The sequence below is a fragment of the Desulfofundulus sp. TPOSR genome, from assembly GCF_011393055.1.
GTDB lineage: Bacteria > Bacillota > Desulfotomaculia > Desulfotomaculales > Desulfovirgulaceae > Desulfofundulus > Desulfofundulus kuznetsovii.
Genome location: NZ_JAAOEF010000001.1, coordinates 876,436 through 901,965 on the forward strand (window position 1 = coordinate 876,436; position 25,530 = coordinate 901,965).

Annotated in this window: 18 protein-coding genes, 2 pseudogenes and 2 CRISPR repeat arrays (1 of these 22 only partly in view); all 20 genes and pseudogenes read right to left on the reverse strand. The window is 54.9% G+C overall.

The window, feature by feature from the left end; all coding sequences use genetic code 11:
• A CRISPR array of direct repeats spans window positions 1-720; the repeat unit is 30 nt; unit sequence GTTTCAATCCCTCATAGGTAGGCTGGAAAC (it extends 1,042 nt beyond the left edge of the window).
• Between the two features lie 322 nt (window positions 721-1,042).
• A CRISPR array of direct repeats spans window positions 1,043-5,911; the repeat unit is 30 nt; unit sequence GTTTCAATCCCTCATAGGTAGGCTGGAAAC.
• Between the two features lie 197 nt (window positions 5,912-6,108).
• Window positions 6,109-6,372, reverse strand: a complete 264-nt coding sequence (gene cas2 / locus G7K71_RS04445; protein WP_013821597.1) for a CRISPR-associated endonuclease Cas2 — start codon at window positions 6,370-6,372, stop codon at window positions 6,109-6,111.
• Window positions 6,373-6,677: 305 nt separating this feature from the next.
• The gene (locus G7K71_RS04450) at window positions 6,678-7,799 is read right to left on the reverse strand and encodes a hypothetical protein (RefSeq protein WP_207712633.1); all 1,122 of its coding nucleotides are present in this window, start codon (window positions 7,797-7,799) and stop codon (window positions 6,678-6,680) included.
• Complete coding sequence (locus G7K71_RS19010) at window positions 7,738-8,280, reverse strand: MerR family DNA-binding transcriptional regulator (protein WP_207712635.1); 543 nt, start codon at window positions 8,278-8,280, stop codon at window positions 7,738-7,740. The genes G7K71_RS04450 and G7K71_RS19010 overlap by 62 nt, the downstream gene beginning before the upstream one ends.
• A gap of 127 nt (window positions 8,281-8,407) precedes the next feature.
• Window positions 8,408-8,560: pseudogene (locus G7K71_RS04460) on the reverse strand (subtype I-B CRISPR-associated endonuclease Cas1); the annotation flags it as partial.
• 113 nt (window positions 8,561-8,673) lie between these two features.
• A pseudogene (locus G7K71_RS19785) lies at window positions 8,674-8,967 on the reverse strand (Dna2/Cas4 domain-containing protein); the annotation flags it as partial.
• Between the two features lie 15 nt (window positions 8,968-8,982).
• Window positions 8,983-11,472: a CRISPR-associated helicase Cas3' gene (gene cas3 / locus G7K71_RS04470; RefSeq protein WP_166343799.1), complete on the reverse strand. Its 2,490-nt coding sequence runs from the start codon at window positions 11,470-11,472 to the stop codon at window positions 8,983-8,985.
• 2 nt (window positions 11,473-11,474) lie between these two features.
• The gene (gene cas5 / locus G7K71_RS04475) at window positions 11,475-12,242 is read right to left on the reverse strand and encodes a CRISPR-associated protein Cas5 (RefSeq protein WP_166343801.1); all 768 of its coding nucleotides are present in this window, start codon (window positions 12,240-12,242) and stop codon (window positions 11,475-11,477) included.
• A 4-nt stretch (window positions 12,243-12,246) separates the two neighbouring features.
• Window positions 12,247-13,218: a type I-B CRISPR-associated protein Cas7/Csh2 gene (gene cas7b / locus G7K71_RS04480; RefSeq protein ID WP_013821592.1), complete on the reverse strand. Its 972-nt coding sequence runs from the start codon at window positions 13,216-13,218 to the stop codon at window positions 12,247-12,249.
• A 15-nt stretch (window positions 13,219-13,233) separates the two neighbouring features.
• Window positions 13,234-15,228 (reverse strand): TIGR02556 family CRISPR-associated protein, encoded by a 1,995-nt coding sequence (locus G7K71_RS04485; RefSeq protein WP_166343803.1) that lies wholly within the window; start codon window positions 15,226-15,228, stop codon window positions 13,234-13,236.
• 148 nt (window positions 15,229-15,376) lie between these two features.
• Window positions 15,377-16,120 (reverse strand): CRISPR-associated endoribonuclease Cas6, encoded by a 744-nt coding sequence (cas6, locus tag G7K71_RS04490; RefSeq protein WP_166343805.1) that lies wholly within the window; start codon window positions 16,118-16,120, stop codon window positions 15,377-15,379.
• Between the two features lie 38 nt (window positions 16,121-16,158).
• Window positions 16,159-17,304, reverse strand: coding sequence for a CRISPR-associated protein (locus tag G7K71_RS04495; RefSeq protein WP_166343807.1), 1,146 nt, complete (start codon window positions 17,302-17,304; stop codon window positions 16,159-16,161).
• A 5-nt stretch (window positions 17,305-17,309) separates the two neighbouring features.
• Window positions 17,310-18,455, reverse strand: a complete 1,146-nt coding sequence (cmr6, locus tag G7K71_RS04500) for a type III-B CRISPR module RAMP protein Cmr6 (protein WP_166343809.1) — start codon at window positions 18,453-18,455, stop codon at window positions 17,310-17,312.
• Between the two features lie 2 nt (window positions 18,456-18,457).
• A complete protein-coding gene (cmr5, locus tag G7K71_RS04505; RefSeq protein ID WP_166343811.1) occupies window positions 18,458-18,862 on the reverse strand; it encodes a type III-B CRISPR module-associated protein Cmr5 in 405 nt (134 codons plus the stop codon).
• Entirely contained in the window at window positions 18,859-19,689 is an 831-nt protein-coding gene (gene cmr4, locus G7K71_RS04510; protein ID WP_166343813.1) for a type III-B CRISPR module RAMP protein Cmr4, read from the reverse strand. The genes cmr5 and cmr4 overlap by 4 nt, the downstream gene beginning before the upstream one ends.
• Entirely contained in the window at window positions 19,686-20,813 is a 1,128-nt protein-coding gene (locus tag G7K71_RS04515; protein WP_166343815.1) for a type III-B CRISPR module-associated Cmr3 family protein, read from the reverse strand. The genes cmr4 and G7K71_RS04515 overlap by 4 nt, the downstream gene beginning before the upstream one ends.
• Window positions 20,813-21,655, reverse strand: a complete 843-nt coding sequence (locus G7K71_RS19015) for a Cas10/Cmr2 second palm domain-containing protein (RefSeq protein WP_207712639.1) — start codon at window positions 21,653-21,655, stop codon at window positions 20,813-20,815. The genes G7K71_RS04515 and G7K71_RS19015 overlap by 1 nt, the downstream gene beginning before the upstream one ends.
• A 1-nt stretch (window position 21,656) precedes the next feature.
• Complete coding sequence (locus G7K71_RS19020; protein WP_207712641.1) at window positions 21,657-22,691, reverse strand: type III-B CRISPR-associated protein Cas10/Cmr2; 1,035 nt, start codon at window positions 22,689-22,691, stop codon at window positions 21,657-21,659.
• Entirely contained in the window at window positions 22,688-23,824 is a 1,137-nt protein-coding gene (gene cmr1 / locus G7K71_RS04525) for a type III-B CRISPR module RAMP protein Cmr1 (protein ID WP_166343817.1), read from the reverse strand. Before cmr1 ends, G7K71_RS19020 begins: the two co-directional genes overlap by 4 nt.
• A 108-nt stretch (window positions 23,825-23,932) precedes the next feature.
• Window positions 23,933-24,313, reverse strand: a complete 381-nt coding sequence (gene csx15, locus G7K71_RS04530) for a CRISPR-associated protein Csx15 (RefSeq protein ID WP_166343819.1) — start codon at window positions 24,311-24,313, stop codon at window positions 23,933-23,935.
• Window positions 24,300-25,211 (reverse strand): CRISPR-associated protein Csx14, encoded by a 912-nt coding sequence (locus G7K71_RS04535; RefSeq protein WP_166343821.1) that lies wholly within the window; start codon window positions 25,209-25,211, stop codon window positions 24,300-24,302. The genes csx15 and G7K71_RS04535 overlap by 14 nt, the downstream gene beginning before the upstream one ends.
• Window positions 25,212-25,530 lie beyond the last annotated feature (319 nt).

The window sequence follows — 25,530 nt, forward strand, 5'->3', positions numbered from 1 at the left end:
AAAGCAGTTTTGGGAAGAGCACGTCTGTTTCAATCCCTCATAGGTAGGCTGGAAACCCTTCGTTTTCGAGCAAACACCAAAGGTATTGCATTTGTTTCAATCCCTCATAGGTAGGCTGGAAACCACCAGGGCAGTATCCTCCTGGTCGGCCAGGTCGGGTTTCAATCCCTCATAGGTAGGCTGGAAACCTACCCCTGGGCCGTGGCGTGCAGAGGTATATGCAGTTTCAATCCCTCATAGGTAGGCTGGAAACGCCGCTTGGCCTGGCTTCCGAGGATAGTTTACCGGGTTTCAATCCCTCATAGGTAGGCTGGAAACGTGAGAAGTGCGGCTGGACGTATCGGCAAAGATTTGAGTTTCAATCCCTCATAGGTAGGCTGGAAACCTGCATCTTCTCGTGTCGCATGTAAAGAGCCGTTTGGAGTTTCAATCCCTCATAGGTAGGCTGGAAACTTACATCCCTGGGAATCCAAGCATATTTCAGTGCGTCGTTTCAATCCCTCATAGGTAGGCTGGAAACGGCTGAAGGCCCTGCAACCACAATACCCGCAACAAAGTTTCAATCCCTCATAGGTAGGCTGGAAACGGCCGCCTTAAGGGATACCAAATTAATCCCCTCGAAGTTTCAATCCCTCATAGGTAGGCTGGAAACTGTGATAAATCAGTAAATCCATAATCGCCCAGAACTTTGTTTCAATCCCTCATAGGTAGGCTGGAAACCCCGTTTGGGCCGCATTGTATAAAGGCTCACTTTTTACGACCGGTTTCACAAACGTAAATACGGCAATCTGCTTACCAGGTGCAAAACGGCCCGGAACCTCGACCAGCGCGGCTTATCAATCCCCCCGAAGTTTTACCTGCTTGTCGTCGTTCCCCGGCACTTTTTGCATTATTGGACATCGACGACAAAAATCCTGCTAAAAGATCCACTCCTCCCCACCTTTCTTTATACCCATCAGTTCTCTTTTAGCATATTTCTGGTTTCCCAGGACATAAAAGAGGAGCGCGCAGGACACCTTCCTCTAGGTTCACATCCTCCCAGGTTTCAATCCCTCATAGGTAGGCTGGAAACGGTGCGCTGGACTATTGTTAATCCGGATATCGCTTAGTTTCAATCCCTCATAGGTAGGCTGGAAACCGGATTTGCCTATCAATCATTCGATCACTTTGAGAAACGTTTCAATCCCTCATAGGTAGGCTGGAAACCTATGATATAGCCAGAAGGGAACACAAGGGGGAGATGTGTTTCAATCCCTCATAGGTAGGCTGGAAACGCTAGCTCAAGCATTACTTGAGCTAGGAATTACGAGGTTTCAATCCCTCATAGGTAGGCTGGAAACCGGGGTGGTAGGCTAGTAGTAACCTACCACTATTCCAGTTTCAATCCCTCATAGGTAGGCTGGAAACACGCCGAGCAGGAACTGCAACGTACCCGGCTCGCGGTTTCAATCCCTCATAGGTAGGCTGGAAACAAGGACTGACGCCAAGTTTATCAGCAAACTGTTTACGTTTCAATCCCTCATAGGTAGGCTGGAAACTCACGACACCTTGCGCGCGATAGAAGTCATCCGCCAGTTTCAATCCCTCATAGGTAGGCTGGAAACCCGGTGGATTTTCCGCGGATCAAGATTCCTTCCGGGTTTCAATCCCTCATAGGTAGGCTGGAAACCCTTGAAAACTGGGCGCGGGACGGCCTGCGGACCGTGTTTCAATCCCTCATAGGTAGGCTGGAAACTGCCAGCCGCAGTGTGGCTGGCATTTAACTCAAGCTGTTTCAATCCCTCATAGGTAGGCTGGAAACCCCGTGGAGCAAGTTGTAAAAGAAATGCAGGAAAAACGTTTCAATCCCTCATAGGTAGGCTGGAAACCCATTATGCCGCATTATGCTGCTTACAGCCATAGCCAGTTTCAATCCCTCATAGGTAGGCTGGAAACAAAGGATGATAAAACAAATCCCCGGAATAAACGTTAGTTTCAATCCCTCATAGGTAGGCTGGAAACCATGGGTGCCGGGCGCTGATTATTCTATGTTGCCACGTTTCAATCCCTCATAGGTAGGCTGGAAACCTCTCACCTCCTGCGCTGGCTCCGCCTTAGCGAATATCGTTTCAATCCCTCATAGGTAGGCTGGAAACTCGCGGCAGTGCCGGTGCGTGAGTTCCGGCTTCCGGGTTTCAATCCCTCATAGGTAGGCTGGAAACACTGGACGCCTCTGGGTCGGGCGGGCATGCCGACGGGTTTCAATCCCTCATAGGTAGGCTGGAAACGATAATAGTAAGCAATTACTATCCCCGGCAGATGTGTTTCAATCCCTCATAGGTAGGCTGGAAACACATGGAAATCCTTCAAATAAACCATGATGTCATCGGTTTCAATCCCTCATAGGTAGGCTGGAAACTTGCGTGCTTTCCATTGATACCGGTGAAGAATTTATCAGTTTCAATCCCTCATAGGTAGGCTGGAAACGGATCTACCGCCCTTTCCCCGCCGGGCAGCAGAACCGTTTCAATCCCTCATAGGTAGGCTGGAAACCCCTGCCCGTTCTGTGCGGATGAGAAGCATTTCAACTTGTTTCAATCCCTCATAGGTAGGCTGGAAACTCGCCTTTTCCGAATACGAACTGCTCCTGCCCCAAAGCGTTTCAATCCCTCATAGGTAGGCTGGAAACCAGGAGGTGATAAAAGTGAAGGCATGGTGGAAAATTCAGTTTCAATCCCTCATAGGTAGGCTGGAAACCCGGCCGTGCAGAAGCTTTTGGGCAAGGGTTGCGGGTTTCAATCCCTCATAGGTAGGCTGGAAACTGATGAACTCCTGGGCGACCTGTCCGGGATAAAGTAGTTTCAATCCCTCATAGGTAGGCTGGAAACCCCGCCGCTGTTCTTCCAGAGTTTGGGCCTCCACCAGTTTCAATCCCTCATAGGTAGGCTGGAAACTGTCGTTGACCTCCTGCCACTCTTCCCGGAGTTTGCGTTTCAATCCCTCATAGGTAGGCTGGAAACCGCGATGGCCACTCTTTCGCCGATGGGGATTTCTATGTTTCAATCCCTCATAGGTAGGCTGGAAACCCAAAGCCAGTAGAACAACCAACACAGCCTCCGCCCCGTTTCAATCCCTCATAGGTAGGCTGGAAACCAAATCCCTGCAGACGTCTTGCCGATGCCAGTTAGATGTTTCAATCCCTCATAGGTAGGCTGGAAACGAAATATCACCGCACACTTGCAGGAGAATTTCCCGAGTTTCAATCCCTCATAGGTAGGCTGGAAACGGCGGGGCATGGCGTGGATCAGGGTTCAATAAAAAGGTTTCAATCCCTCATAGGTAGGCTGGAAACTTGCCGAAGAGATCAAAACTTTGGTTACCGGCCAGGTTTCAATCCCTCATAGGTAGGCTGGAAACCCGCCGGGCTGTTGAAGAGAAGCTCGGTTGGAGCGAGTTTCAATCCCTCATAGGTAGGCTGGAAACCAGAGGCCGGGAGGAGCACAGCGGTACCGAAAGTATTGTTTCAATCCCTCATAGGTAGGCTGGAAACCAAATTGCTCTGGGCATCACCATATGCCGGCTCGCATGTTTCAATCCCTCATAGGTAGGCTGGAAACCTGCTGGGTTACGGTCGCTAGGATACCGTTGCCGTGTTTCAATCCCTCATAGGTAGGCTGGAAACGCAAAACGCTGCGGGTTGCACACTGCCTTAGGCTCGGTTTCAATCCCTCATAGGTAGGCTGGAAACCCGAAAAATTAGCCCGGGGAAGGGCGGAAAGGGGAAAGTTTCAATCCCTCATAGGTAGGCTGGAAACGCCAGAGCCGCGCTGGTTGCTCTGAGCAAGGTGCAGTGTTTCAATCCCTCATAGGTAGGCTGGAAACGATCCGGGTTTTTCTCTATCGCAGTCCTATTGAATCGTTTCAATCCCTCATAGGTAGGCTGGAAACCGTCCAATGACTCCCAGCACAGTCTCGGGAGTGTGCGTTTCAATCCCTCATAGGTAGGCTGGAAACCAAAGTGCACAAAATTGAAGTAGTAAGATCTCAAGCGTTTCAATCCCTCATAGGTAGGCTGGAAACCACAGAAATACAGGCCCGAGCTTCGGGCGAATAGGAGGGTTTCAATCCCTCATAGGTAGGCTGGAAACCCCGCTAATCTCCGTGCTGGCCTCGTTGTCCCAGACGGTTTCAATCCCTCATAGGTAGGCTGGAAACATGTGGCCCGAAGAAAAATTGCGAGCCGTAACCGGATGGTTTCAATCCCTCATAGGTAGGCTGGAAACGGAAATTGCATACCAAAAGGCATGGGAAAGGGTCAAGAGGTTTCAATCCCTCATAGGTAGGCTGGAAACTTATAAACAACAAAAAGAAGAGTGGTTAAAGAAACAGTTTCAATCCCTCATAGGTAGGCTGGAAACAGAAAGAATATGGAGGGATTTTCCCGTACAAAAATCGTTTCAATCCCTCATAGGTAGGCTGGAAACTGATGAAGCCGGGCGAACAATTGACCTTGTTTGCGGGTTTCAATCCCTCATAGGTAGGCTGGAAACTGCTATCTGACCTGGAAAGTGAAGGCTACGAAACAGGTTTCAATCCCTCATAGGTAGGCTGGAAACAATAAGGGGGAGTTATAATGGCAAGACGTGCGAAACGTTTCAATCCCTCATAGGTAGGCTGGAAACGTTCTACCTGGCCGATAAGCCCGAGGATCTGCCCTTGTTTCAATCCCTCATAGGTAGGCTGGAAACCAAGTAGTGTAACAATCTGGCCAACCGGAATAAAAGTTTCAATCCCTCATAGGTAGGCTGGAAACATGAGTTGTTGTTTTTCGACACGGAAGATGTCACCATGTTTCAATCCCTCATAGGTAGGCTGGAAACCGTTGCATCTCGATAGACATCACACCGTACTTACTGTTTCAATCCCTCATAGGTAGGCTGGAAACGGAGTTTCAACCCGGCTTTCCCGGCTATGTCACGTGGTTTCAATCCCTCATAGGTAGGCTGGAAACCAGTCCTATTGAATCTGACATCGAGGTATTTACCGGGTTTCAATCCCTCATAGGTAGGCTGGAAACCACACACCTTCCGGCATGAAAGCTCTTGGAAAATCGTTTCAATCCCTCATAGGTAGGCTGGAAACCCATGCCTGGTTTCGTGTTGCAGGGGTTTGGCATAGGTTTCAATCCCTCATAGGTAGGCTGGAAACCTGTCGACTGCCCTGATGTCGTAGCTTTCCAGCCAGTTTCAATCCCTCATAGGTAGGCTGGAAACCATCGGGAGGAATCCTAACATGCTTGACCGGGATGTGTTTCAATCCCTCATAGGTAGGCTGGAAACGGGAGCTGGTTACATTGTGCGGTGGGAAGCAGGGTCGTTTCAATCCCTCATAGGTAGGCTGGAAACCCGAAAAATATACCGGCAATCTTGGAGGCAAAAAGTTTCAATCCCTCATAGGTAGGCTGGAAACAAACAAAAACTGAAAGCACAACTAGCACTGCAGGAGGTTTCAATCCCTCATAGGTAGGCTGGAAACGAACCCAACACTACTAATATAATAACTAAACTAAAGTTTCAATCCCTCATAGGTAGGCTGGAAACGGGCTGGGTTGTGGTGCGAGGGACTGAGTTGCTTCCGGTTTCAATCCCTCATAGGTAGGCTGGAAACGTTTACGGCACCCTGTCCCTGTTGCCCCGCCACCTGGAGTTTCAATCCCTCATAGGTAGGCTGGAAACCATTGTAGTAAATGATATAATCCAGTTCCTCCCAGGGTTTCAATCCCTCATAGGTAGGCTGGAAACGCATGATTGGAGCCGGCATCCTGGATGGTGATTACGGTTTCAATCCCTCATAGGTAGGCTGGAAACAGTTTAACACCATTCTTTTTAAGCTGCCTTTTATAGTTTCAATCCCTCATAGGTAGGCTGGAAACCCCGTTTGGGCCGCATTGTATAAAGGCTCACTTTTTACGACCGGTTTCACAAACGTAAATACGGCAATCTGCTTACCAGGTGCAAAACGGCCCGGAACCTCGACCAGCGCGGCTTATCAATCCCCCCGAAGTTTTACCTGCTTGTCGTCGTTCCCCGGCACTTTTTGCATTATTGGACATCGACGACAAAAATCCTGCTAAAAGATCCACTCCTCCCCACCTTTCTTTATACCCATCAGTTCTCTTTTAGCATATTTCTGGTTTCCCAGGACATAAAAGAGGAGCGAATCCTCTTCCGGATCGATAATTCGCTCCATGTCGGCCTTCAACGCACGGAAGGTTGCTTCGGTCAGCTCGCCCTCCAGGACCGAGTTCTGAACCCAGTTCAGGTACTTCCGCGCAATTTTCAGCACCTTGCCCACACGGGCAACATTTACATCGTATACAAGGATGACGTACATTCCGACACCTGGTTCAAAAAACTTGACTGTTTTTATTTCTAGCCAAGCCGGCCCCCAGACCAGGCATTCGCCTCCTTTCCGGATACTTGATTTTGCCCCCGAAGGGCGGGCGACAGGGGACCTCGGCCCGGGAGTCCCACCCGGACGGGAGTGCTGCACCGATAGGGCACAACTGGCACGGACCGCTTGCGCGAGGAAGCTCAGGCTTCCACCAAAATTGTGATGACCTATCGGTGGGGAGTTAACCCCGCCTCCCACATCCTGTTAGGACGTCTACCGGTTTGTCCGACACCGGCTAAACGGGGTCACCGTACGGACAGGGCCAACTGTTTGAGATCGTGCCAGACGGAGCAATAGGCTTCCTGCTGCCACGGGGCGAGCCCATTGTACACAGGGAGCTTCCTGTCCAGCCGCCTCAAGCAGGCCCTGACCCCACGGGTCATCCCTTTTCCTTCCCCCGGTGTATCAGGATTGACCTCACGGGTCAGGTTTCGCTTGATTCGGGCTACCAGTTGCTCAAGCTCTTTCGTTACCCGTTCCTTAAAGCCCATTGCCCGGCGGCCTATGCTCAATGCCGCCACACAGTGCACCGGAACAGCATAACGCTTCATGTACTTCCAGTAGCCAATGGTGGACGTGTGCCGGGCAGGCACTGCCTTGAAGGGCATCCCTTCCTTGGCAACCCTCCGGCACACCGCCCCCACCATTTTCGCGAAGGGAAAGTTGGAAGCCATGCGGTTAAACTTCTTATTAGTGTCCAGCCTGTCTTTGCCGAAATCGAGATCCTCCAGGACAATTGGCTTGCCCAAAAAGAAGGCTATGTCCACTACTACCCTGGCCAGGACGCCTATCAGGTAGTCCCGCCGGAAGCCGGAAGCGTAAGCCAGGTCGGGTATCCTGATGTAAAGAAAACCGTTGGGGTAAGTGATGACCTGAAACTCTCCCTCATACTTGCCCAGGTTGCTGGGGTAAGGGATATTAAAACCTGCCGGCCACGGCTCCGGTTGGCCCAAAGCGTTTACATTGCACAGGGCCACGCCATCGGGGTTCGTGTCTAATGCGAGGCAGCCCTTAGCAAAGTCGGGCTCCCGTACCCTGCCAAGATCGAACGTCAGGTGCACCAAGTAGCGGCCCTCCAGGGTGCGGATCAGCTCTACTGTGTAGGGCAACTTCATAGCCAGCCATATCCGCACCAGGTCCCGGTGCTTTTCTGGCAGCCACAACCTGCCCTCTACCCTCGGGGCGCGCCCCATCTTCGGGCGGCCAAGTTTATCCATGCCTGTCTGTTCGGAAAGGTGGGATATGGAGACCGTCAAGCGGAAGTCTTGCCCGTCAAAAGATACCTTGATGTTGGGGTTGCCGCCTTTAGTTTCGTCTCCCCGGGAGTAGAGACGGTTTCTGCGGGCGGCCCGCCACTCCTCCCGCATGGCCCGACCCCTGCACACCTTTTTCCAGAGCTTCCGGCCACTGAAGACCACTTTCGGTATGGTGCCGTTCTCCTGGTGGGTTCTGAGTTCTCCCAGCTTCTTTTCCAGGGAACCAACCCGGTTGCTCCGGCCCCTGACCGCCAGGCAGAGTTTTTCGATAACTTCCGGGGCAACTCCCTTTTCCTCCGTCTATACGGTAGCCTTTCCCCTGCGCATATACCCGCAACCTTTCCAGTTGGCGCGCCAAATTTCCGGCATCAGCCTGCTTCTTTGTAGATACCCGGGCGTAAAGGGCAACCGCCTCTGGCTCTGCTTTTATCCCCCCTGTCCCCAGAATGCGGTGTATCTCGTCCAGCGGGTACCTCCGCTGGCCGCTGGGTAGACGCACAGGTCTTTTCAAACCCTGCTTTTCCCATACCCGGAGGCGGTTCGGGTGTACGCCTAACCTCTTCGCCGCTTCTCCAATGGATAAAAGTTCCATGTTTTTACGTTAGCAAATTAGTTAGAAATACTCAACTACAGTATTCTTTTTCGTAGCTGCTTACCTGCCGGGCCAGGGCCTGCTAAAGAGATAGCAGCTCCCCGGTGGTATGAAGAAGAACACCTCATTACCAGCGGCTTACAAAGGGCTCATAGGTTTCCTCCCCGATCAGGTGTTTCTCCAGCTTGTACAATTCCAGCCGTATCAGGGTCTGATAACTGACATTGCGCTTGAGGCGCCGGTGATAGAAGGTGGTCTGAAGCTTATCCTCCAGTTCTTTGCAGGATGTTGGCCAGCGCACCCTCCACGAACTTCCGTGCCAGGTTGAGACGGCGGCCGGGATCCAGGTAGTGTTCGGCCTGGCGGAGGATCACATACCCGGGCCCGGGAGGACTTCTTGACCTCACCCACCACAAATTCACGCCCACCGCGGCGCACCAGGTCCAGGCACAGGTGCCCCAGGTGTACCTCCTTGCGCTCGCGTCCATAGGCGTGAGATCCTATCAGTCGCCCCAGTTCCAGGAACACGTTGTCCTCATCGGGGCAGATCTGCCGCGACATAAGCCAGACCTGCCGCGGGCAGATCATCATGGCCTGAACGAAACTTCCGATCACCCGGATATCCGTTGCCACAGCCTTCTCACCACCTGTTGAACGGCACCGGAATTGCCGGCCTCTGCCGGACATTCCACCACTCCCGGCTCAATAGATCAGCGCACCCTCATCTTTAACCCGCTTGAAACCGGTCTGCGCATCGTAGAACTCCTCGAGCAGGTGGGGAGGTATCACCGGTGGTCGTGATTCGCTGCCAATCCTGTGCAGCAGGAGGTCTGCCGGCACGGAAACCAGGTAGCGCAGGAAATCCCGTTTGAGGATGAGAAAGGCCTCCTTCCGGCGCTTCAGGTCCCGCTCCCCGGCCACGGTGGCCTGATAGCGGTTCCATACGTCTTCCGCAGCAGCGTCCGTACAGACGAAAACCTGTTTATAATACGGCAGGTCCCGGATCAAGGCGAAGTCCTGTACAGCCGGGCCCTCCTCGCCCCCTGCTCCCCTGGTAAAGCGCAACTTTGCCATGGCCTCTAGCAGCCCCTCGCTTTCGGCCATGGATTTGCCCTGGCGCACGGTGCGGAAGTAATCGTCCACGGCATCAAAAAAGTCCGGTTCCTCAAGGTACGGCCGGGCCGCAAAGAGCCGGCGGGCGGCCAGGGTATGGATTTTGCCGTAAACAAAGGAAGCCAGGGACCGGCCCCCCTCACCTGCCTGATCAACCAGGTGCAGCAGGCGGACATTCCCCTGCGGCCGCTGAAAGTGACGGTTGCAGCGCCCGGCCACCTGAACCACTGAATCCACCGGTCCCAGGTCCCGCCATACTTCGTCAAAATCCAGGTCCACACCGGCCTCCACCACCTGGGTGGACACCAGGACCGGCTTCTCCCCCCGTTCCAGCCGGGCGCGTATTTCCTTCAGGCGCCGCTCCCGCTCGGCTGGAACGATATTCGTGGAAAGGTAGTAAAGGGGAGGCCCTTTCCCGCCCCATTCCTCCCGCAGCGCCGCGTAAAAGGCTACGGAGCTTTTGATGGTGTTCAATACCACCAGGTAAGAGCGGCCGGGACGGTAGCAGCGCAGGAAATCCGCCGCCGCTAAGTCCACCGTCAGCGGGGTAATATCCGTGGAAACAATGACCCGGTTCACCGCCTGGAACTGCTGCCGAACGGCATCCGGATCCCCGGCCAGTTCCAGGATCTCATGCTCACCGAACCATTCCGGGCGGGTGGCAGTCATGAGAATGACCCGCAGGTCCAGCTGCCTGCATGCCCGGCGCAGGGTTTCTTCCACCAGGGGCCAGTATTCCACCGGAATGTTCTGCACCTCGTCCAGGATGAGGATGGCGCCCCCCAGCCGGCAAAACTTCTTCAGCATCCTGTTTTCGTAACCAATTAAAGTATGAAAAAGCTGAACGAAGGTGGTAATCACCATCTCGCTCTGCCAGCTTTCGATAAGCATGAGCGCCTCATCAAGGGACCTCCCGTCGTCGTCACCCCTTTCCTGGTAGCGAATTTCTGCCAGGTGGTGGTGTTTTAAAAGCCAGGAGGTTGGAACGCAGGCACCGGGAGAGACAAGGGCCGCCCGCAATACCTCCTCCCCCACGCCAAATGTCTGATCAATGATACTGGTAAAGGGAAGGGCGTAAATAATACGGGGCGGCAGGCCACTGGCGGCGGTTAACCGGCCGCGCAGGTAAAGGGCGGCCTGCATTCCGGCCAGTGTCTTTCCGGAGCCGGTAGGGGCAGTGATGGTAAAAATTCTCTGCCCCGGTGGGGCTTCCTTTATCCGGGCAGTGACATTCCGGTAGAGATTTTCCCGCAGCATTTCCATGGAAGTCCGGGGCGTACTGAACCGGACGGCACGGTACCGTTCCACCAGTTCTCCTTCTGCGGGAAAGACGACCCGCTTTCCTTCCTCCACACCCGCAGCATGGATTTTATCCGCATCGATAAGGGCGGAAAAGAGACTTAATAGATCGAAATAGTTTTTCAGGTCCTTTTCGGCCCGGCGCTTCAGCCTTCGCCATTGACCGTACAGTTCTCCATAGGCGGCCGTCCACCGGTCCAGAAACTCCTGCAGAATCCGGGACCAGTTCAGCCCCAACCAGTCCGGTACTGCCAGGTCCTGCCCGTCCAGGAACAGCGCGGTACGCCTGGCGGCCCAGGAGAGGGATCTGGCCACCGTACCGGCCTGATTGCGCAGGTCGGCCACCTGGTCTTTTACCACGCGCAACCGCCCGCTAACCGCCGGGTCGAGAGTATCCCAGGACGGCAGGGATAGATCCCGCGCAGGTACCAGGAACTCATCCGGGGTGGCCAGTCCCTGGTGGTGCCGGATCACGGCCAGGAAAACCGCCAGCCGCAGCGAAACGGGAAGATCAAGCCGGGCGGCCAGGTGGGCCGCCCAGAGGCCCGAAATGAAGGCGTGCTGTTTGGCCGGACCACCCCGGCCCTGCCGCAGGTAGCGCTGAAAGTAACTGGTGTACTTGCCGAAATCATGGGCCAGGCCGGCCAGCACTGCTGCCGGGATAAGTTCCCGGCGGCCCGGCAGGGACCGCAGCCGGGCGGCGGCCCCTGCCGCCACCCGGGCCAGGTGAATACTTAAAAGATGATACCGCTGTCCATCCTTATGGGCGTAGTAAAGCACTTCTACCCCTCCAGAAAAGCCACCGTTTCCACCGCGTTATCACCCACTAAGAAACGGCAGGCAGGAACAGCCAGGCGGACGTTCAGGGATTGTGCCCGGGCTTCGTAGATAACCGATACCGGCGGACGTAAGATGCGTCCCGGTCCGAAACTGTGGGGCGCCCGCTCCCGGACCAGGCGACGGGACGGCGTTTCCCCGGCCAGCAGGATTTCCTGCAGCAGGGCGGCGTTAAGGACCGAAGTAAGGGTGAGCGCCGTTCCCGCCGGGAGAACATCATAGTCATCCGGGCCGGCCAGGGCCACATACTCCCCGGCGGCAATACACTCGGTCAGCCCCAGGTACAGGGGATAATATGTCCTGTTTTCCCGCAGGCGGGCGGCCGCCTCCTCCACCAGCCCGGCATCCGGGTGGGAAAAGAAGATGCGGAAGCGCAACCTGCGGTGGTCGCCCTCCGGCAAAAGAAACTCCACCGGCGTCTGGGTGCCCCGCGCCCGGCCCAGGCGCCTTAACTCGGTGAGGTCTTCCCTTTTCGTCCGCACATAATTTACGGTCTGAACCAGCCGCCGCCCGGGCACCTTTACAGCCACTGCAAAACGTCCCCGGTCTAGCAACTCATAATACGAATCCCGTTCATATCCCACGACGGCCGCCACCACGCCCATCAGCACGGTGCGCGGCGGGAAGCCGTAGGTCAGGGATGAGGAGTTGGTGTAATACTTGCGAAAGTGGGCCATCGGACCGGTAAGGTCAAAAATGAGTACCCGTTTCAAGATATCAGATCCCCTCAATAGTCTCTATCCTGCCGGGACCCAGAAGATCGCCCATCCATGCGGCCATGGAAACCTCCTCCCCATCCACAGCGGTACGCAGGTCCGCATCCTGCCAGATATATACCCGTTCGATGCGCCCCCGCATCCGCTCCAGGCGACCGGCAAGACCTCCTATTTCCAGGGTGAAATCCTTCACAGCACGCAGGCCGCTCTCCGGTGCCAGGCTCAAATCCTCACGCAGGTCCCCTATAAAGGTTTCGTTATCGGTAAAGACAAAACGGGCGTACAGCCGGGGATACTGGCCGATTTTGGAGCGGGTGGCCAGCAGTGGAATGGCTTTGAGCATTGCTTCGTCCAGGAGGGCCAGATCGGCTTCACTGGTAGCCGCATCCTCATCCCCTCCGGCCCTGGCCAGCACTGCCGCGGCACGCCTGGCACTGACGACGCCGTGGAAGCCTATCAGCGCGTAATACAGCCGGTAGTCCTTCCCGAAGGTACCCTGCCGCGCCCCTTCACGGGTGGCAAACTGGGAGGAAATGGTCACCGAATCCACCAGCTGCACCCTGTTCAAGGAATAACCCCAGGTAAACTGCACCGGGCCGGTCAGGTTCACCGCTTCACCCCCGCCCCGCCGGTCTCCCTTAATGGGCATGGTCGCTCCAAAAAGCCGGACATCAATTAATTTTTTCAGTAAAACGGGCAGATCGGCACCGGTCGGGTCATCCCGGCCCAGCAACTGTTTCAAGCGTTCGGTTGCTTCCACCAGACCTTCAGCTTTGGTAACATAGATGGTGTGGCCCATCTCCTGCAGGTAGTCCCTAATATACCGCTTCAGCCGCACATCCGAAACCAGGCAGCGCTCCCGGTCGGTGTCCATGCGCGGTCGATTTTCATCATCCGGGTCGCCGTTGGGATTACACATTTTGGCATCATACAGGAACAGGATTTCTCCGTTTTGCTTAATCACTCCGCCCATTCTTCAGCTCCTCCTTCATTCACTGGCGATTTCACTGTTTTCACTTTCTTCCTTTGCCCTGATGGCCGCCCGGGTGGCATAGGCATAACCGGAGAGAATATAGAAAACATTCTCCTGGGGAGAAAGGGGCCAGTCCCTCCGGTGGGCGTCCAGCAATCTCTTCATAATGGCGAAAAGTCCTTCATTGTAGCGCAGGATATCGTACTGCCTCAGCTGGTTGAAAACAATATTGGACAACTGTACCACCTTGCCCCAGAGCATCCCGGCGTAATTAATCTTTTCCAGAACAGGTTTTTGTTTGTAACCCGCCTCCGCCTGCTTCCGCCCGATCTGGTTCATCAGATAACCGAGCAGGAACAGTGCCGTGGCCGGCTCCCCGTATTTCATTTCCCGCAGGTAATCCTGCACGGCTTTGTTGAGACCTTCCAGTTCCGGCGACCCGCTCAAGGACATCCCTCCTTCTAAAAGTTGCTCTTCCCTCAGGAACATCAAGAGCAAGTTGGCCTGGAGCATGTGGTGCCCCATCTCCAGTTCCTCGTACCCCGGCGCCGGAGGGTGAATATTGGTGCCCGCAAAACCACCGGTATGGTAAATGGCGGCCAGGGCCACAAACTGTTCTACCAGGAAATGGTAGCTTACCGGCCGCTGGCCAAGCAGGGCTTCATAAATGTAAAGCAGCTTTTTATGTTCTACCCCCCGTCTGCCCTCGCTGATGGGTATGAGCCGGTAGATGCGGGTCAGATCCAGCCACCAGGCCCGGTCGGCACCCAGGAGGGCCTCCCCTTTTGTTGCCACCCGGTAACTGTGGCGCAAAAGATGCGCTATCCGGCTGGGGGCCACGTCTTTCACCAGGGCCAGTACCCGGAATTCGCTCTGGCTTTTCTGGTAAAAAAGAAAATTCAACAGCGCCAGGTTGTCGTAGGGCAGTTCTTCCAGGAAGTCCTCCAGTTCATTTTCCAGGCCGCCCCGCCCGCCAAGGCTTTCCAGCCACCCGGCCAGGCTGCTCAGGGCACCTACCCGCGCCCGCAATTTTGCCGCCCAGGCCTCCAGATCCGCCCGGCTGATCTCCGGCTCGATGAGAAAGGAAGGCAGCACCAGAAAGTTAACCGGGCCGGCCCGCAGGCCCAGGTGCTGGCGGGCATACTTTTCAGCCAGCAACAGTGCCCGCAGGCAACCGGGACAGATCAGAAAGGTACGTGTAAATCCTTCTTCGCTGACTCCGGAAGCAAAGCCTATCTTATCCGTAATGTAGTATTTTAGAAAATCCAGCCCTGAAAGGTCGAAAGTGACAGAACTTTTCTCCAGCCCGCAGACGGAACAGACGCCCGGCACACTTTTTTTACTTCCTTTCGCCGCCGCCCCTTCTTTGCTCTGTACCACCACTTCAGCATAGGAAGGATCTGCAGCCAGGACCTCACCGTCCAGGAGGACCGACCATAAGCCTACCTGCGGAACCTTTAAGTCCAGCCCGGCCAGTAAATGGCGTTTCAGTTCGCCGGCCACCGCCTGGATGACTTTCTTAGCCCTTTCCCGCGGCTTGCCGGAAGCGCCATCCCACGTGTTTTGTAGAAAGTCCTTCCCGGCCAGGCCGATCTTTTCCGGGTCCAGTACGGGACTGCCGTCCGGAAGGGTGCTGAAATAAGTCTCCACCAGGAGGGCTATCTTCTGGTAAAAGCCGGTTTCCTGCCGGCCCATTCCCTGCAGGGCAGCCTGCAGGTTGGGCAGGGCCTGTCCCACCAGGTATTCAAGCTTATCCGTGGTCAGGAAGAACTGCGGCCGATTGCCGACGTTATTCCCCACCCACCGGTACCGGGAGAGCACGGCGGGATCAATTTCCACCAAATCCGCCGACAGTTCCGGCTTTGTCCCGGCCGTTAGAAAGTTCAGCCTCACGAGATATTGCTTGTCCACCCTGGGCGGTTTGGGGAGGGGCAGGACCAGATCCTCGATGGGGTCGCCGTCCCGGGCCAGGGTTTTTCCCACCAGAGCAACAGCTTCTAACAGGATCAATCACCTCCTGATTCAGGATTTTCATTTTCCTCCTTTTCAGCATACCATGACGGGCTGACCAATTTTTGTCGTTCGCCTGTTAAAGCTTATCCGATTACCGTGGCGCCCGGCGAGAGCACTGCCTAACATTTTAAGTAGTAGCCGATTACTACATGATTACCGAGCAACACCCATAGCCCTGGGAATTTTTCGACCCCAGACCTGCGTCCAGGGCCAGCTGCAAAAGCTCCGGGTCGCCGGAAAGTTCGTACTCCCCCATCCAACCTTTGATGACAATATCCTTGTAGTAAGTAACCTTCAGGTCCCGGTCCCCCACCCGCACCGGCCGGATGGCAAATCCATCCGTTGAAGCCCGGCGGCCGTGGACCAGAAGGTGTTTTTTGGCCAGGTTATTTGCCACCAGCTCGACGAAGCGCGGTTCGAAGGGCGAGTAATAATAGGTATATTTCCGCCCGTCGCCGGGAAAAGTGCTGTAAACCACCACGGGGGAGAGCATCCGCACGCGGATGGTCCGCCCTTTAACACGGGGGGCTGCGGTGGCCATCTCCTTCACTTCCAGAAAAACATCCCCCAGGCGCACCCTGCCCTGGCGCAAAAAGCCGGTTCCCAGTTCCTGCAGGATAAAGGGTACAGGTGAGCAGATGACCAGGCGCAAAGGCGGGGTAAGCACCAGCCGTCCAGCCGCCTGGTCGTAGGTCACCGCCTGTCCCATCAAGCGAGAAAAGGTGAAAAGCTTGAACCGCCGCTTCTCCAGGGCAAAGCCGTGCTCGTGCAGGAAGCTCCTGAGCACCGGATTATCCATCTGGCGGTAGATCAGCCCCTGGAGCAGGTGCCCGTACTGGACGGGAACGGCCACCGGCCCGGGGGCGGAGAAAAAGATGGTGAGCTGCATGGCATTCATTCCTCACTTTTAACAGGCTTATTCTTCTTTCAAGGGCTTTCATTTACTGAATGTGGGCCAACGTGACGCAAACGTAGGACCTGGCCATCGGGCAGACACGAAATACGCCATCCCTGGTTAAGCCGGAAGTGGCCAATTTTCTTCCCTGATGAATCTCTAACGTTCTCGTAGTCCTTATATTGCAGCCCCCCGTCTCTGCGTAATCCCTCAAGTCCACGTTCACGGTAAAGAAGGGACACTTTAGCCAGCGTTGTTTGTATATCTGCCCTTCGAGCGCTGTCTGTTATGGAATGGTAATCCTTTTCAAAAGACCTTTCATAAGTCAGAGATGGAAATGCCAGCAATCTACCGCTCAGGATTTTTTGCTTATTCCGTTTCCAGATAAGCAGTCCCCACGTACTGAGGGTATAACTACCCTGCTGATCGGATTCCAGATAAATTTCTGGAATGCCCTGTATCTCTTCCTTCGTAGCTATATAACCGTTTTCCATAAGGGCAAAAATAACAGCCTTTTCCCGAAGCACCGGAATTTCATCCATGACTACAGGCAGGCGGGGAATGCGAATGAGATCCGCCGATGGTGCCTCGAAAATGTAGATTATTTCGTCAGCATAGAACATGCCGAGGGTGTTCATATAACCCTGCAGGCTTTTAAAACCGCCCACCAGGTTGAAAACTATCCGGTAACGGTTCTGCCGGTAACCCGGCAGGGTTTCTTCACACCACCTGACCACCTCATTTACACCGGAGGTAAAACTGCTGCAGTCTCTGGTACTCAGTCTTGGTGGCACCATAAGCTCAACTGAATTGAACCCAAGCCTTTTTAGATGTTCAGCAAGCAAACGGGCAGCTGCATGGCCCTGGTAGGTATCAGTGGCCACCAGGACGTGATGATCCCTGCTGAAATCCCTGGAGTAAAAATCGCGGCCGTAGTAACCCAGCAGCCCGTTAAGCTCGGCACATAATTGTCGCATTTCTTCATACCCGGCATTCTGAAGCACATTACCAACTTCTGCAACCACCCCGTCGATCACATCTTTTTGGTAAGGCGATAATTCTTTTTCAACCATGTTGGCTGTGGTTATGAAAAGGGATTTCAGCTCCCGACTATTTTTTTTATTGACATAGTTGGTCAGCAGACTGGTACCCACCGTGGAAAGGATCAGTTCAGGCAAGCTTACTATCCCTCCCCACCTTCCAGGATATCTCTAATTTTGGCAATCTTGGCGGCGTTTTTCTTGTTGGGCTTCTTCCAATGGTCGGGTTTATTCTTCTGGTACCATCCGGCCAGGAGTTGGGCAATCTCACGACGGTCAGCAATTGCCGTATTATTATCCTGCATCCTGGAAAGCCATTTGGTAGTCAGCGCATGCATGAACCGTTCCGGATCACTGGTATAGCCGTCCTGCTCCATTTCGGCCCAGATGGCACTTAAAGGCCCTGGGGAAAGCGCACCAGATTCTTCAAGAACAGCCTCACTTTGCTTATCCCCGGGCTGTCGTGATGGCCATCGTTTAAGCCACTCCGCCTCCATTTCCCGGCGCCGGATAAAACGACCGTAACCAACAGCCGTTTTGGCACCGGCACCAATCCCCGCCAGGGCTTCCTCCAGCCATTCCAGCACAAGCACGCAATCCCGGCGATCCTCCGGGTACTCCGAATGTCGCGGTGCGATGGCAAATAAAAAGGATTGTCCGGGAGCCACGGTCAGAAAGGGAATGGGAACAGGATCAAACCAGTCCCCGGGCGGCTGTGGTACCCCCTGCGGCTGGTAGTATGGAGCATAATGGGGCGTCATAACGTCTGCCTGGACCTTTACCGGTCCCGCCGGCAGGGCATCGAAAAAGATAACGCTGCCCACACTTTTTTCAGGGACTGTACCGGGCGGGCCAAAAATGCGCAGCACATCGGCTTCATTCGCCCCCGCCCACTGTTCGGCCCAGGCGCGTACCACACCTTTGACGGAGGAACCGGGAAGGTAGGGAACGCCCAGCACATAATGCCAGGCAAAGCCATTTTCCACCGGGTGCTCCCGCCCAAGACCGGTGACAAAGCGCCAGTCGGTGGTAAAGCAACGCACCTCACCCCGCAAAGCCGTCACCATGCGTCCCAGGCGGTCAACAAACTCTTCCAGTAAAGCGGGTAAGCCAATCTTTCTCCCACTAATCTGGTTGATCCAATCGGTTTTTCCCGATTCCAGAGTCCAGTCTTTACCTTTTTTCGTCCACATATTGCAGAATTTGTCGTACCAGAGACCGGTATTAAAAGCATCCCGGTATTTCTCAGGGGCGTCGTTACCCGAATATAGCGGCAATAACTTGCTCAATTTCATCGCCCCCCGCCATTCTTTTTCAAGTAAGCGACGGCAAATTTCTTCAACCAGTTCAGCCATGACAAGGCCTCGGCCTGGGCGCGCAGGTAGGTTCGCCGGTCATTGTTTACTATGGCTTCCATCAGGTCCCCTGCCGTACGATAGGGCGCCTGGGGATCATCCCGGCAGAGCCAATCGTGCAGAAATGCATAAAGCTGGTAATGAGGATCCCCGCGATCACCCTTAGACTGTGCCAGCAGGGTGGCCAGCGCCTGACCCAGACCGTTATTGAGGATGGTTGCCGGCAAGCGTTCTACATATGAGGCAAATTTGTCTGCTTTATCAGGATCCAGTGTTTTTTCTATTTGATGGACCTTCGAGAGGGCATGGGCAGCCCGCTCCTGTTCCAGTGTTCGTTTCATTGCCTTTCACCCCCGGCTGTTAAACAGGAAACGGCACACCAGCCCTGTCCCACAGTCTCATTACCCCCTACCTGGAGATAAGGGCGTTCCACAAAAAGCCGAACCAGGTCGTCTACTGCCTGTTCTTTTCCTGGCCGGGCCATTACCAGGGCGTAAAAAAGACTGTCCGGGGGCAGGGTTTCTTCATACCACAGGTTTTCACTGGTCTTGGTCTCGTCATTCAGTACGTTGCGGGCGTTGACCTGCAAGCCGTAGCGAGCAAAGTAAGCGAATTCATCGTCGTTCACAACAACCAGCGAGCCGGACAGTCGATGCCGTACTGTTTGATGACGGACCAGGGGAATAATTGCCCGGGCTAGGCCATCCATGTCGGCGGTCACGATATCAAAGGATAGCTCCTCCAGGAAAAGGCGGCCCTGGCCTTCAGCCGCAGCACTTCCGGACAAAAGCCCGGGTAACCCGGGGAGGGTTATGGAAAGTCCGGCCAGTTCCATGTCCCGCTGGTAGCGCTCCAGGAGGTAGGGGCAGGTCACCCATTTATAATGACCATTCAATGAACGAACGGGCAGGAGTAACAGTCTTGCGTCGGTTACTGCCACTGCCCCGGCAGCTTCCTGCCGCCCGAATATTTCATAAACCTTTTCATTCTCCCGGCCCCACACCTGTTCAGCCCGCTCCCGCAGTGCCCCTTTCAAGCTGGAGCCGACGATGACAGGGTAACAGGTAGCGGCCTCCCGGGCCACGGGCAAGTCGATGACCCCTGCAGTTTGACCGGCTCCTGGATGAAGGCTGGTCTCAGCCAGTAAACCAAGAACAACACTTTTCACTGGATATCCTCCTCCCATTTTCCAATTACAACCTGTCCGAACCCGTATGCAGTTCTGTCACCGAGACACTGGCCGTGCAGGGCCGCCACTTTCTTTAAATCTGCCTCTCCTGCTTCAAAAAACCATGTACAGCCGGCGGGCAGAAGGGGCACCAGCGGGCGTGGTTCCTGATTGGCCAGATCCCACCCGCCTACCTGCTCGACCTTACCCACACAGGCAGAAACACAGCGACCGGGAACACCGGGCGGCCCTTCAAGAATCACCCGTTGGGGATCGTCATACCACCCCGGAGTGATCAGGGTTACGGTAAAACGCACTTTACGGTCTACCCCGGGTATGGGTACAGCCGAAACCGGAAGAATATTTTCACCACCGGCCGTTTCCACCCTTACCTCTGCCAGGCGCCCTTCCCCGCCCATATTGACCACCCGCCTGGCTTCAATTTTCCAGCCGCCGGGTATTCCGGCAATAAGAACGACCAGTTCCACCCTGTGCCCGGGTCGGACATGAATGCAGTTGTAAAGCCTGCTTTCCGCGGCGGTACGGGTACGGTCATCGCGCTCCAGCCCGGTGCGGTGTTCCTCACTCCAGATGGAATTCTTTTCCCGGACATCGGCATTCGCTGGCACTTTCCCCTCCAGTACCGACTCCAGGCCGGAACGTGTCAGGAAAAGATTTTGGGGTGGGCTCGCACCTTGCAGTGTATCCGCCGGTACCGGTAGGCGTACAATACCCAGGTCGCATTCCACTTCAAGGCCTGGCTCAAGCCGTATAAATTCAAATTTTACCCGGTTACCGGGATTCTTTTTTGCGGTTTTTCGCGAAAGTAAAATTAGCGGAGCTGCAAATAACGGCTGTCCGTCGAGGAAAATATAGGGTCCTCTCAACTGAAGGTTACCCGGATCATCGGGGCCACCCAGTTCCACCGGCCACCGGTGCTCCTGCCCCGGACGCCATCCCCGCTCTGCCGCCAGAGTGGTACGGATGGCACCCTGCAGTGTGGTCATATAAGGCGGGAAAATACCGCGGGCCACCGTGTGGCCACCTTCCCCCATGTTAAAGGGAAGCCCGTCGCGAAAGAAGCAGGTGTCCAGAAACCGGAAAGTCCACCGCTGCCATTCCATCAAACCACCCCCCTGCCAGCCAGGAACTTCACCAGCAGAGCACCGTCAAGGGTCAATGCCCCTTCCGCCTTGTGAACTATGCCTTCTTCATCGCGCCAGGAACGCCGGCAAATAGTGAGCAGTTTTTTTACCCTCTCCCGGGCTTCGTCCGGGGTACACTGGCGTTCCCGGTTTTTCAGGTATTCGGCTGCCAGGATGTCCACCATATCCTCTTCGGAAAGTTCTAAAGCGCCTTTTTCCTGCAAAATATCAAAACGAGCCCGTAAATTATAAAAGAAAGTGCTGTTGAACTCTTTCTGCCTGCTGTCATTACCCTGGAAGGCTTCCACCAGGTCGACAAATATATTGGTCCGGCCATCCGTCACCACCTCCCAGGGTGCGGACCAGGTCAGTACACGCCCGGCGCCCTTCCAGACGGCAACGGCCAGGCTGTCCCGCCCGGTTTCTTCCTTGGCCACATCATCGAGAAGCCGGTGCGCCTCGCGGTAAACGGCGGTCAGCGGCGTGGTGAAATGGGCATATACGATAGCCCCGGAAATGGTACCTTTCCCTGCCCCTACCCCGGCAAAACTTTGAAGATAAGCCGCATGCAGTCCAATGGCCGCTGGAAGAGCACCATCCACCGGCAGAAGAGCCAGGACGTCATCGCCACCGGCAAAAACAGTAACTCCATTGTTATCCTGGATAATTCTTTTGACAGATTGACTAAAATTACGCAGGGCAGCACTTATCTTTTCGGGCAGGTATTCCCTCAGCAGGGCTCCCAGCCGGTCCCCGTCCATTACCAACATGGCATAAAAGGGGGCAGCCGGCGGGCCCAGCTCTGCAAGGTGCTTTTTCAACTCACGGCGAAGGTCCGATATGTTTACGGCCTGTTCTGTCCCCTGTTTCCAGAGATTGGGGTTCGCCAGGGAGGAGTCGAAAAAACAATTCCCGTCCAGCGAGGCAAATTCCCGTGTTTCGGGGAAGCTGGCCAGCACTCCTTTTAAACAGGCAAACCGTTCCGGATTTTCGCAGCGGCTTACACCGGTTAAAGACGCGGCTTTTACCGCATACCGCCTGGCCTCTTCCGGCCGGTTCCTGCAAACCTGGGCCAGCCAGGGCACGGCTGCCAGGTAGGGCGTGGAAGGGTAACGCCGGGGTACCCTCCAGAGAATTTCCTCCGCTACCAGCGGGAAAAGGCGTTTCACCAGCGCTACGGCACAGAGCCGCTCCGTCTCGGCCAGGTTGAGGGCCCCCCACCCGCCTGCGCAATGCCTCCCAGAAGTTGTCCTGCCGTTCCCTTTCCCGCATACGCAGGTAACCGGACAGCTCCTGCATGTTGCCCATCAGCGTGCATTTATCGCCCGGCTCCACCGGTGGCACGTGGGTACGCCAGTTTTTGCGCCGGTCCAGCAGGGCAGGGTCATCACCCATAACCCAGACCATTTCCCAGAATCCGTTTATCTGCCTTTCCCATATTTCCCGGGTGCTCCGCCCCAGATGGACCACCGGCTGCAGGTAGGCCTGCCATACTTTTTCTGCCAAATCCGTCCAGGCCTCTTTTACCGCCTCAACACAAACGGAAGGGTCGAAATCGTCGGGAACCTCAGCCTGAAAACGGTTGGGCAGGGTGGCTATTTCAGGCCCTCCGGACACGGGGATACCCTCCCTGCGCTGCTGAATGGCCGAAAGCAGCGGATCGGTTATTTGTCCCATCTCATCCTTAACTGCCGGAAGAACCAGTTCCCCACCTGCTTCAATAACGGCCAGCATGGCCTGGCCGGCCAGGTAGGAAAGAATAAAGGAGCCGGCCCAGAAATCCCGGGTCCGCCGCGCCTGGGCCACAAAACCCTGCACAGGGCCGAGGGAGAAATGTAAACAGGTTTTTTCTTTCACGGCCAGACCACCATCCCATTTTTAAATGCGGAGCGGTTAAAAAAGTTCTCAATATCCCGATAGTTCACGCGGCAATCAACCTCGGCATATTTTCCACCGCCCGACATTTTGATACGCTCTCCCTCAGGCAGAAAGACCGCCGGTAGCAGGGTCAGGATAGCCGCGTATTCCCCGGAAGCCAGGGCATGAATGTGAATGAAAAGGGGGCTGGCCCGGCGCTTATAGTTTCTGGCATCAACACTGGCTTTTTGTCTGGTCGATAAAAAGAAATAATTATGGGGCAGGCCAAAAACCACCCGGCGTGGATGACTCTGGGGTTGTGATAATCGCCCGCTAAGCAGGTGCAGTATCAGATCGTGATCATCTGCGAAATTCTGTTCAGCCTTTTCTCTCCAGGGAAGAACATGCACCCCTCGATTTCTATCCCGGCAGCCATAACTACGATAACGTAACAATTCTCTCCCTATTTCATCTAAAAGATGGATGGGATCTTTTCCTGTTTTCACAATACTCACTTTTGCCTGCGTACTGAAAGCAGTATAACCCGGTTCCGATGGACAAACATCGGTAAGATTAATCTCCTTGAGCAACTCCCGGATACGATCACGAAGTTCTCCCATGTTCCTGGGAACAGACCATTTTTCTTCTCCATCCACCCGCAAGGATTCCAAAGACAGTGAGCCAAAACCCTTGCGCGCCCGCGCGCCTGCAGCTCCAAAAAGTCCAAGGGCTTTTAAAGCGGTAGATAAACAGGTTGTTATCTCTTGTGAAATGTTTTTCTTTATGGAAAGACGCAGGGTAATTTTCCCACCAGGTTCAAAATAGGGGCGTTTGGTTTCACCACGATCAACCACACCATAACCCAGATAACCAAGGCCTTGATAGTTTTTCCAGTTTTGCCCGGCAGTTACCTGGTTTAAATCCCGTCGATCCACCACTGACAGGAGGAACTGCGCCTGGCCCTCAGTGCTCCCAAACAACCTGTTCTCCATCACCTTAACATCTTCCCACCTTCCCTTGCCCGGCAGGGCCACTGCGCGAAACCAGAAGCGCATCAATCCCTTCAACGACGGCGGGCGCAGTTCAACATCTGCCGCAGGGTTCACTCCACCCAGGAACAAGGGCGTGGTCACACGGTAAGTAACTTCCCAGTTTGGCGTAGGTCATCACTCCTTCTCAAATAAGTTATAACAGCCAGTAACCGGTACCAAATCCCAAAGCACATACTTTTAATCTAATTTTCACCGCTTCCCTCGGGCCCGCTCGCGGATGGCCTGAAGGTTTAGAATTTCCATCACTTTAAAACGGGTTACTACACTCCCGGTCTCCGGCACCAGGCGTAAAACGGGCGGAAAGTGGCCCATGCGACCGTGTACCAAAGCCAGGACCACAGCGGCACTGTAGTTCAAAGATGGCAGGTTGATTAACAATGGTTCGGTTTGCCATTCCCGGGAGCTAAGGCCCAAATCCTCCAGCCGGGAGGCGATCTGGGGTTCCAGAGGGCTTTGCAGATCGATCTGGCTGGGTACTTCGATTACTTCTGAAACTGCACACCCGGCCAGGGTTTCAATTTCCCGCAAATTCTGTTCCGTCAAAGGATGAGAAAAATTAATAATCCTCACCTTGTTTCACTTCCTCCACCAGGGCAAAGTATGGAGCAAACTCGGCGATCAGTTTGCTGCGGTCCACGTTACCGTCAGGGTAACCCAGCCAGTCCCGCAGTTTCTCGTATACCCCCCGGAGCTGGTTGGCCACCGTCTGCTCCTGCTTGAAAAGGGCAGCAGCAATGGCAGCGTTATCCAGCCCCCGGCAGGCCAGGCGGACCACCTCCCTTTCGGCGCGGGTCAACCGGCGTTCAATGAACTCCCGCTGTCGTTTTATCCGGGTAGCACGGCTGAGTTTTTCATGCCAGGCCACCACTTCGGCGGGGTCATTCATCTCAGCCACGGTCTGCATCAGCACCCCGGCTTCACTCCAGCGGAGAACCGGCACGGATACCAGCCAGGCCCTATCTGCGGGGGAGAGATGCAGCCGGCGCTCGGAACCGGGCTGCCATCCTTCCGTGATCAGGTGCCAGACCCGATCCTCCGGGCCGAAAAGGAGCTGGGCAACCACCATGCCCAGTATCCCCATGACCTTGCGGCCGCCGGATATGCAAAGATGCACCATACCTCCCGCCTGGCGGGCACAGCGAATTTCCACATACAGGGTGCGCAGGAGAGCCCGCAGGTCCCTATCGGTACAGAAATCCAGCACTGGTCCATCCGTAGAAGTAACGGGAACGGCCCGCAGTTGAATACCCGGGTAGACCGCCCCCTGAAACTCCCCCTCTATGATTCTCAAGGCTTCCCGCACCCTGGGGGTTTCCGTGTAGATTACCACCACCTCACTGATTGCTTCACCACCGGATAACAGATGGTCCAGCGTTATGGTCACTACCTGGGGTTCCACACCCAGAGTGGCGATCAATATACCGGCACGGTGGTTGCTCTTACCCGGAGGACCGGAGGGAGGGCTCATATAACCACCTTCCCGCTCTAAAAATCCGTTTCCCGGCCGTTACGGGTATTCATAGAATTCCGGGGACCCGCCCCCAGCACCCAACACCCATCGTAACACTCAGTTTTCTGAGTGTTAACTTAACCTGGGTGTTGAATGCATGGTTCTATCTTCCACCCTACTCCGAAACGGCCGGTACAACCAGAGCTGCAGCCTACTAATTTAAATGGTAATCTTTTACCATACCCACCTTCATACCTGGTTTATGTTTCCAGGATTTATCCCTGTTATTCGACATATGCCCGTACAGTCCTGCCAGAAAAATGAAAAATACCCCATC

Bases quoted from the DNA above. Each gene is read 5' to 3' on its own strand.
- G7K71_RS19010 (WP_207712635.1), bottom strand. From the start codon at position 8,280: ATGGAACTTTTATCCATTGGAGAAGCGGCGAAGAGGTTAGGCGTACAC.
- cas2 (WP_013821597.1), bottom strand. From the start codon at position 6,372: ATGTACGTCATCCTTGTATACGATGTAAATGTTGCCCGTGTGGGCAAG.
- G7K71_RS04515 (WP_166343815.1), bottom strand. From the start codon at position 20,813: ATGGAATGGCAGCGGTGGACTTTCCGGTTTCTGGACACCTGCTTCTTT.
- cas7b (WP_013821592.1), bottom strand. From the start codon at position 13,218: ATGGGCGGAGTGATTAAGCAAAACGGAGAAATCCTGTTCCTGTATGAT.
- cmr5 (WP_166343811.1), bottom strand. From the start codon at position 18,862: ATGAAACGAACACTGGAACAGGAGCGGGCTGCCCATGCCCTCTCGAAG.
- G7K71_RS04535 (WP_166343821.1), bottom strand. From the start codon at position 25,211: ATGAGCCCTCCCTCCGGTCCTCCGGGTAAGAGCAACCACCGTGCCGGT.
- G7K71_RS04450 (WP_207712633.1), bottom strand. From the start codon at position 7,799: ATGCGGGAGGAGTGGCGGGCCGCCCGCAGAAACCGTCTCTACTCCCGG.
- cas6 (WP_166343805.1), bottom strand. From the start codon at position 16,120: ATGCAGCTCACCATCTTTTTCTCCGCCCCCGGGCCGGTGGCCGTTCCC.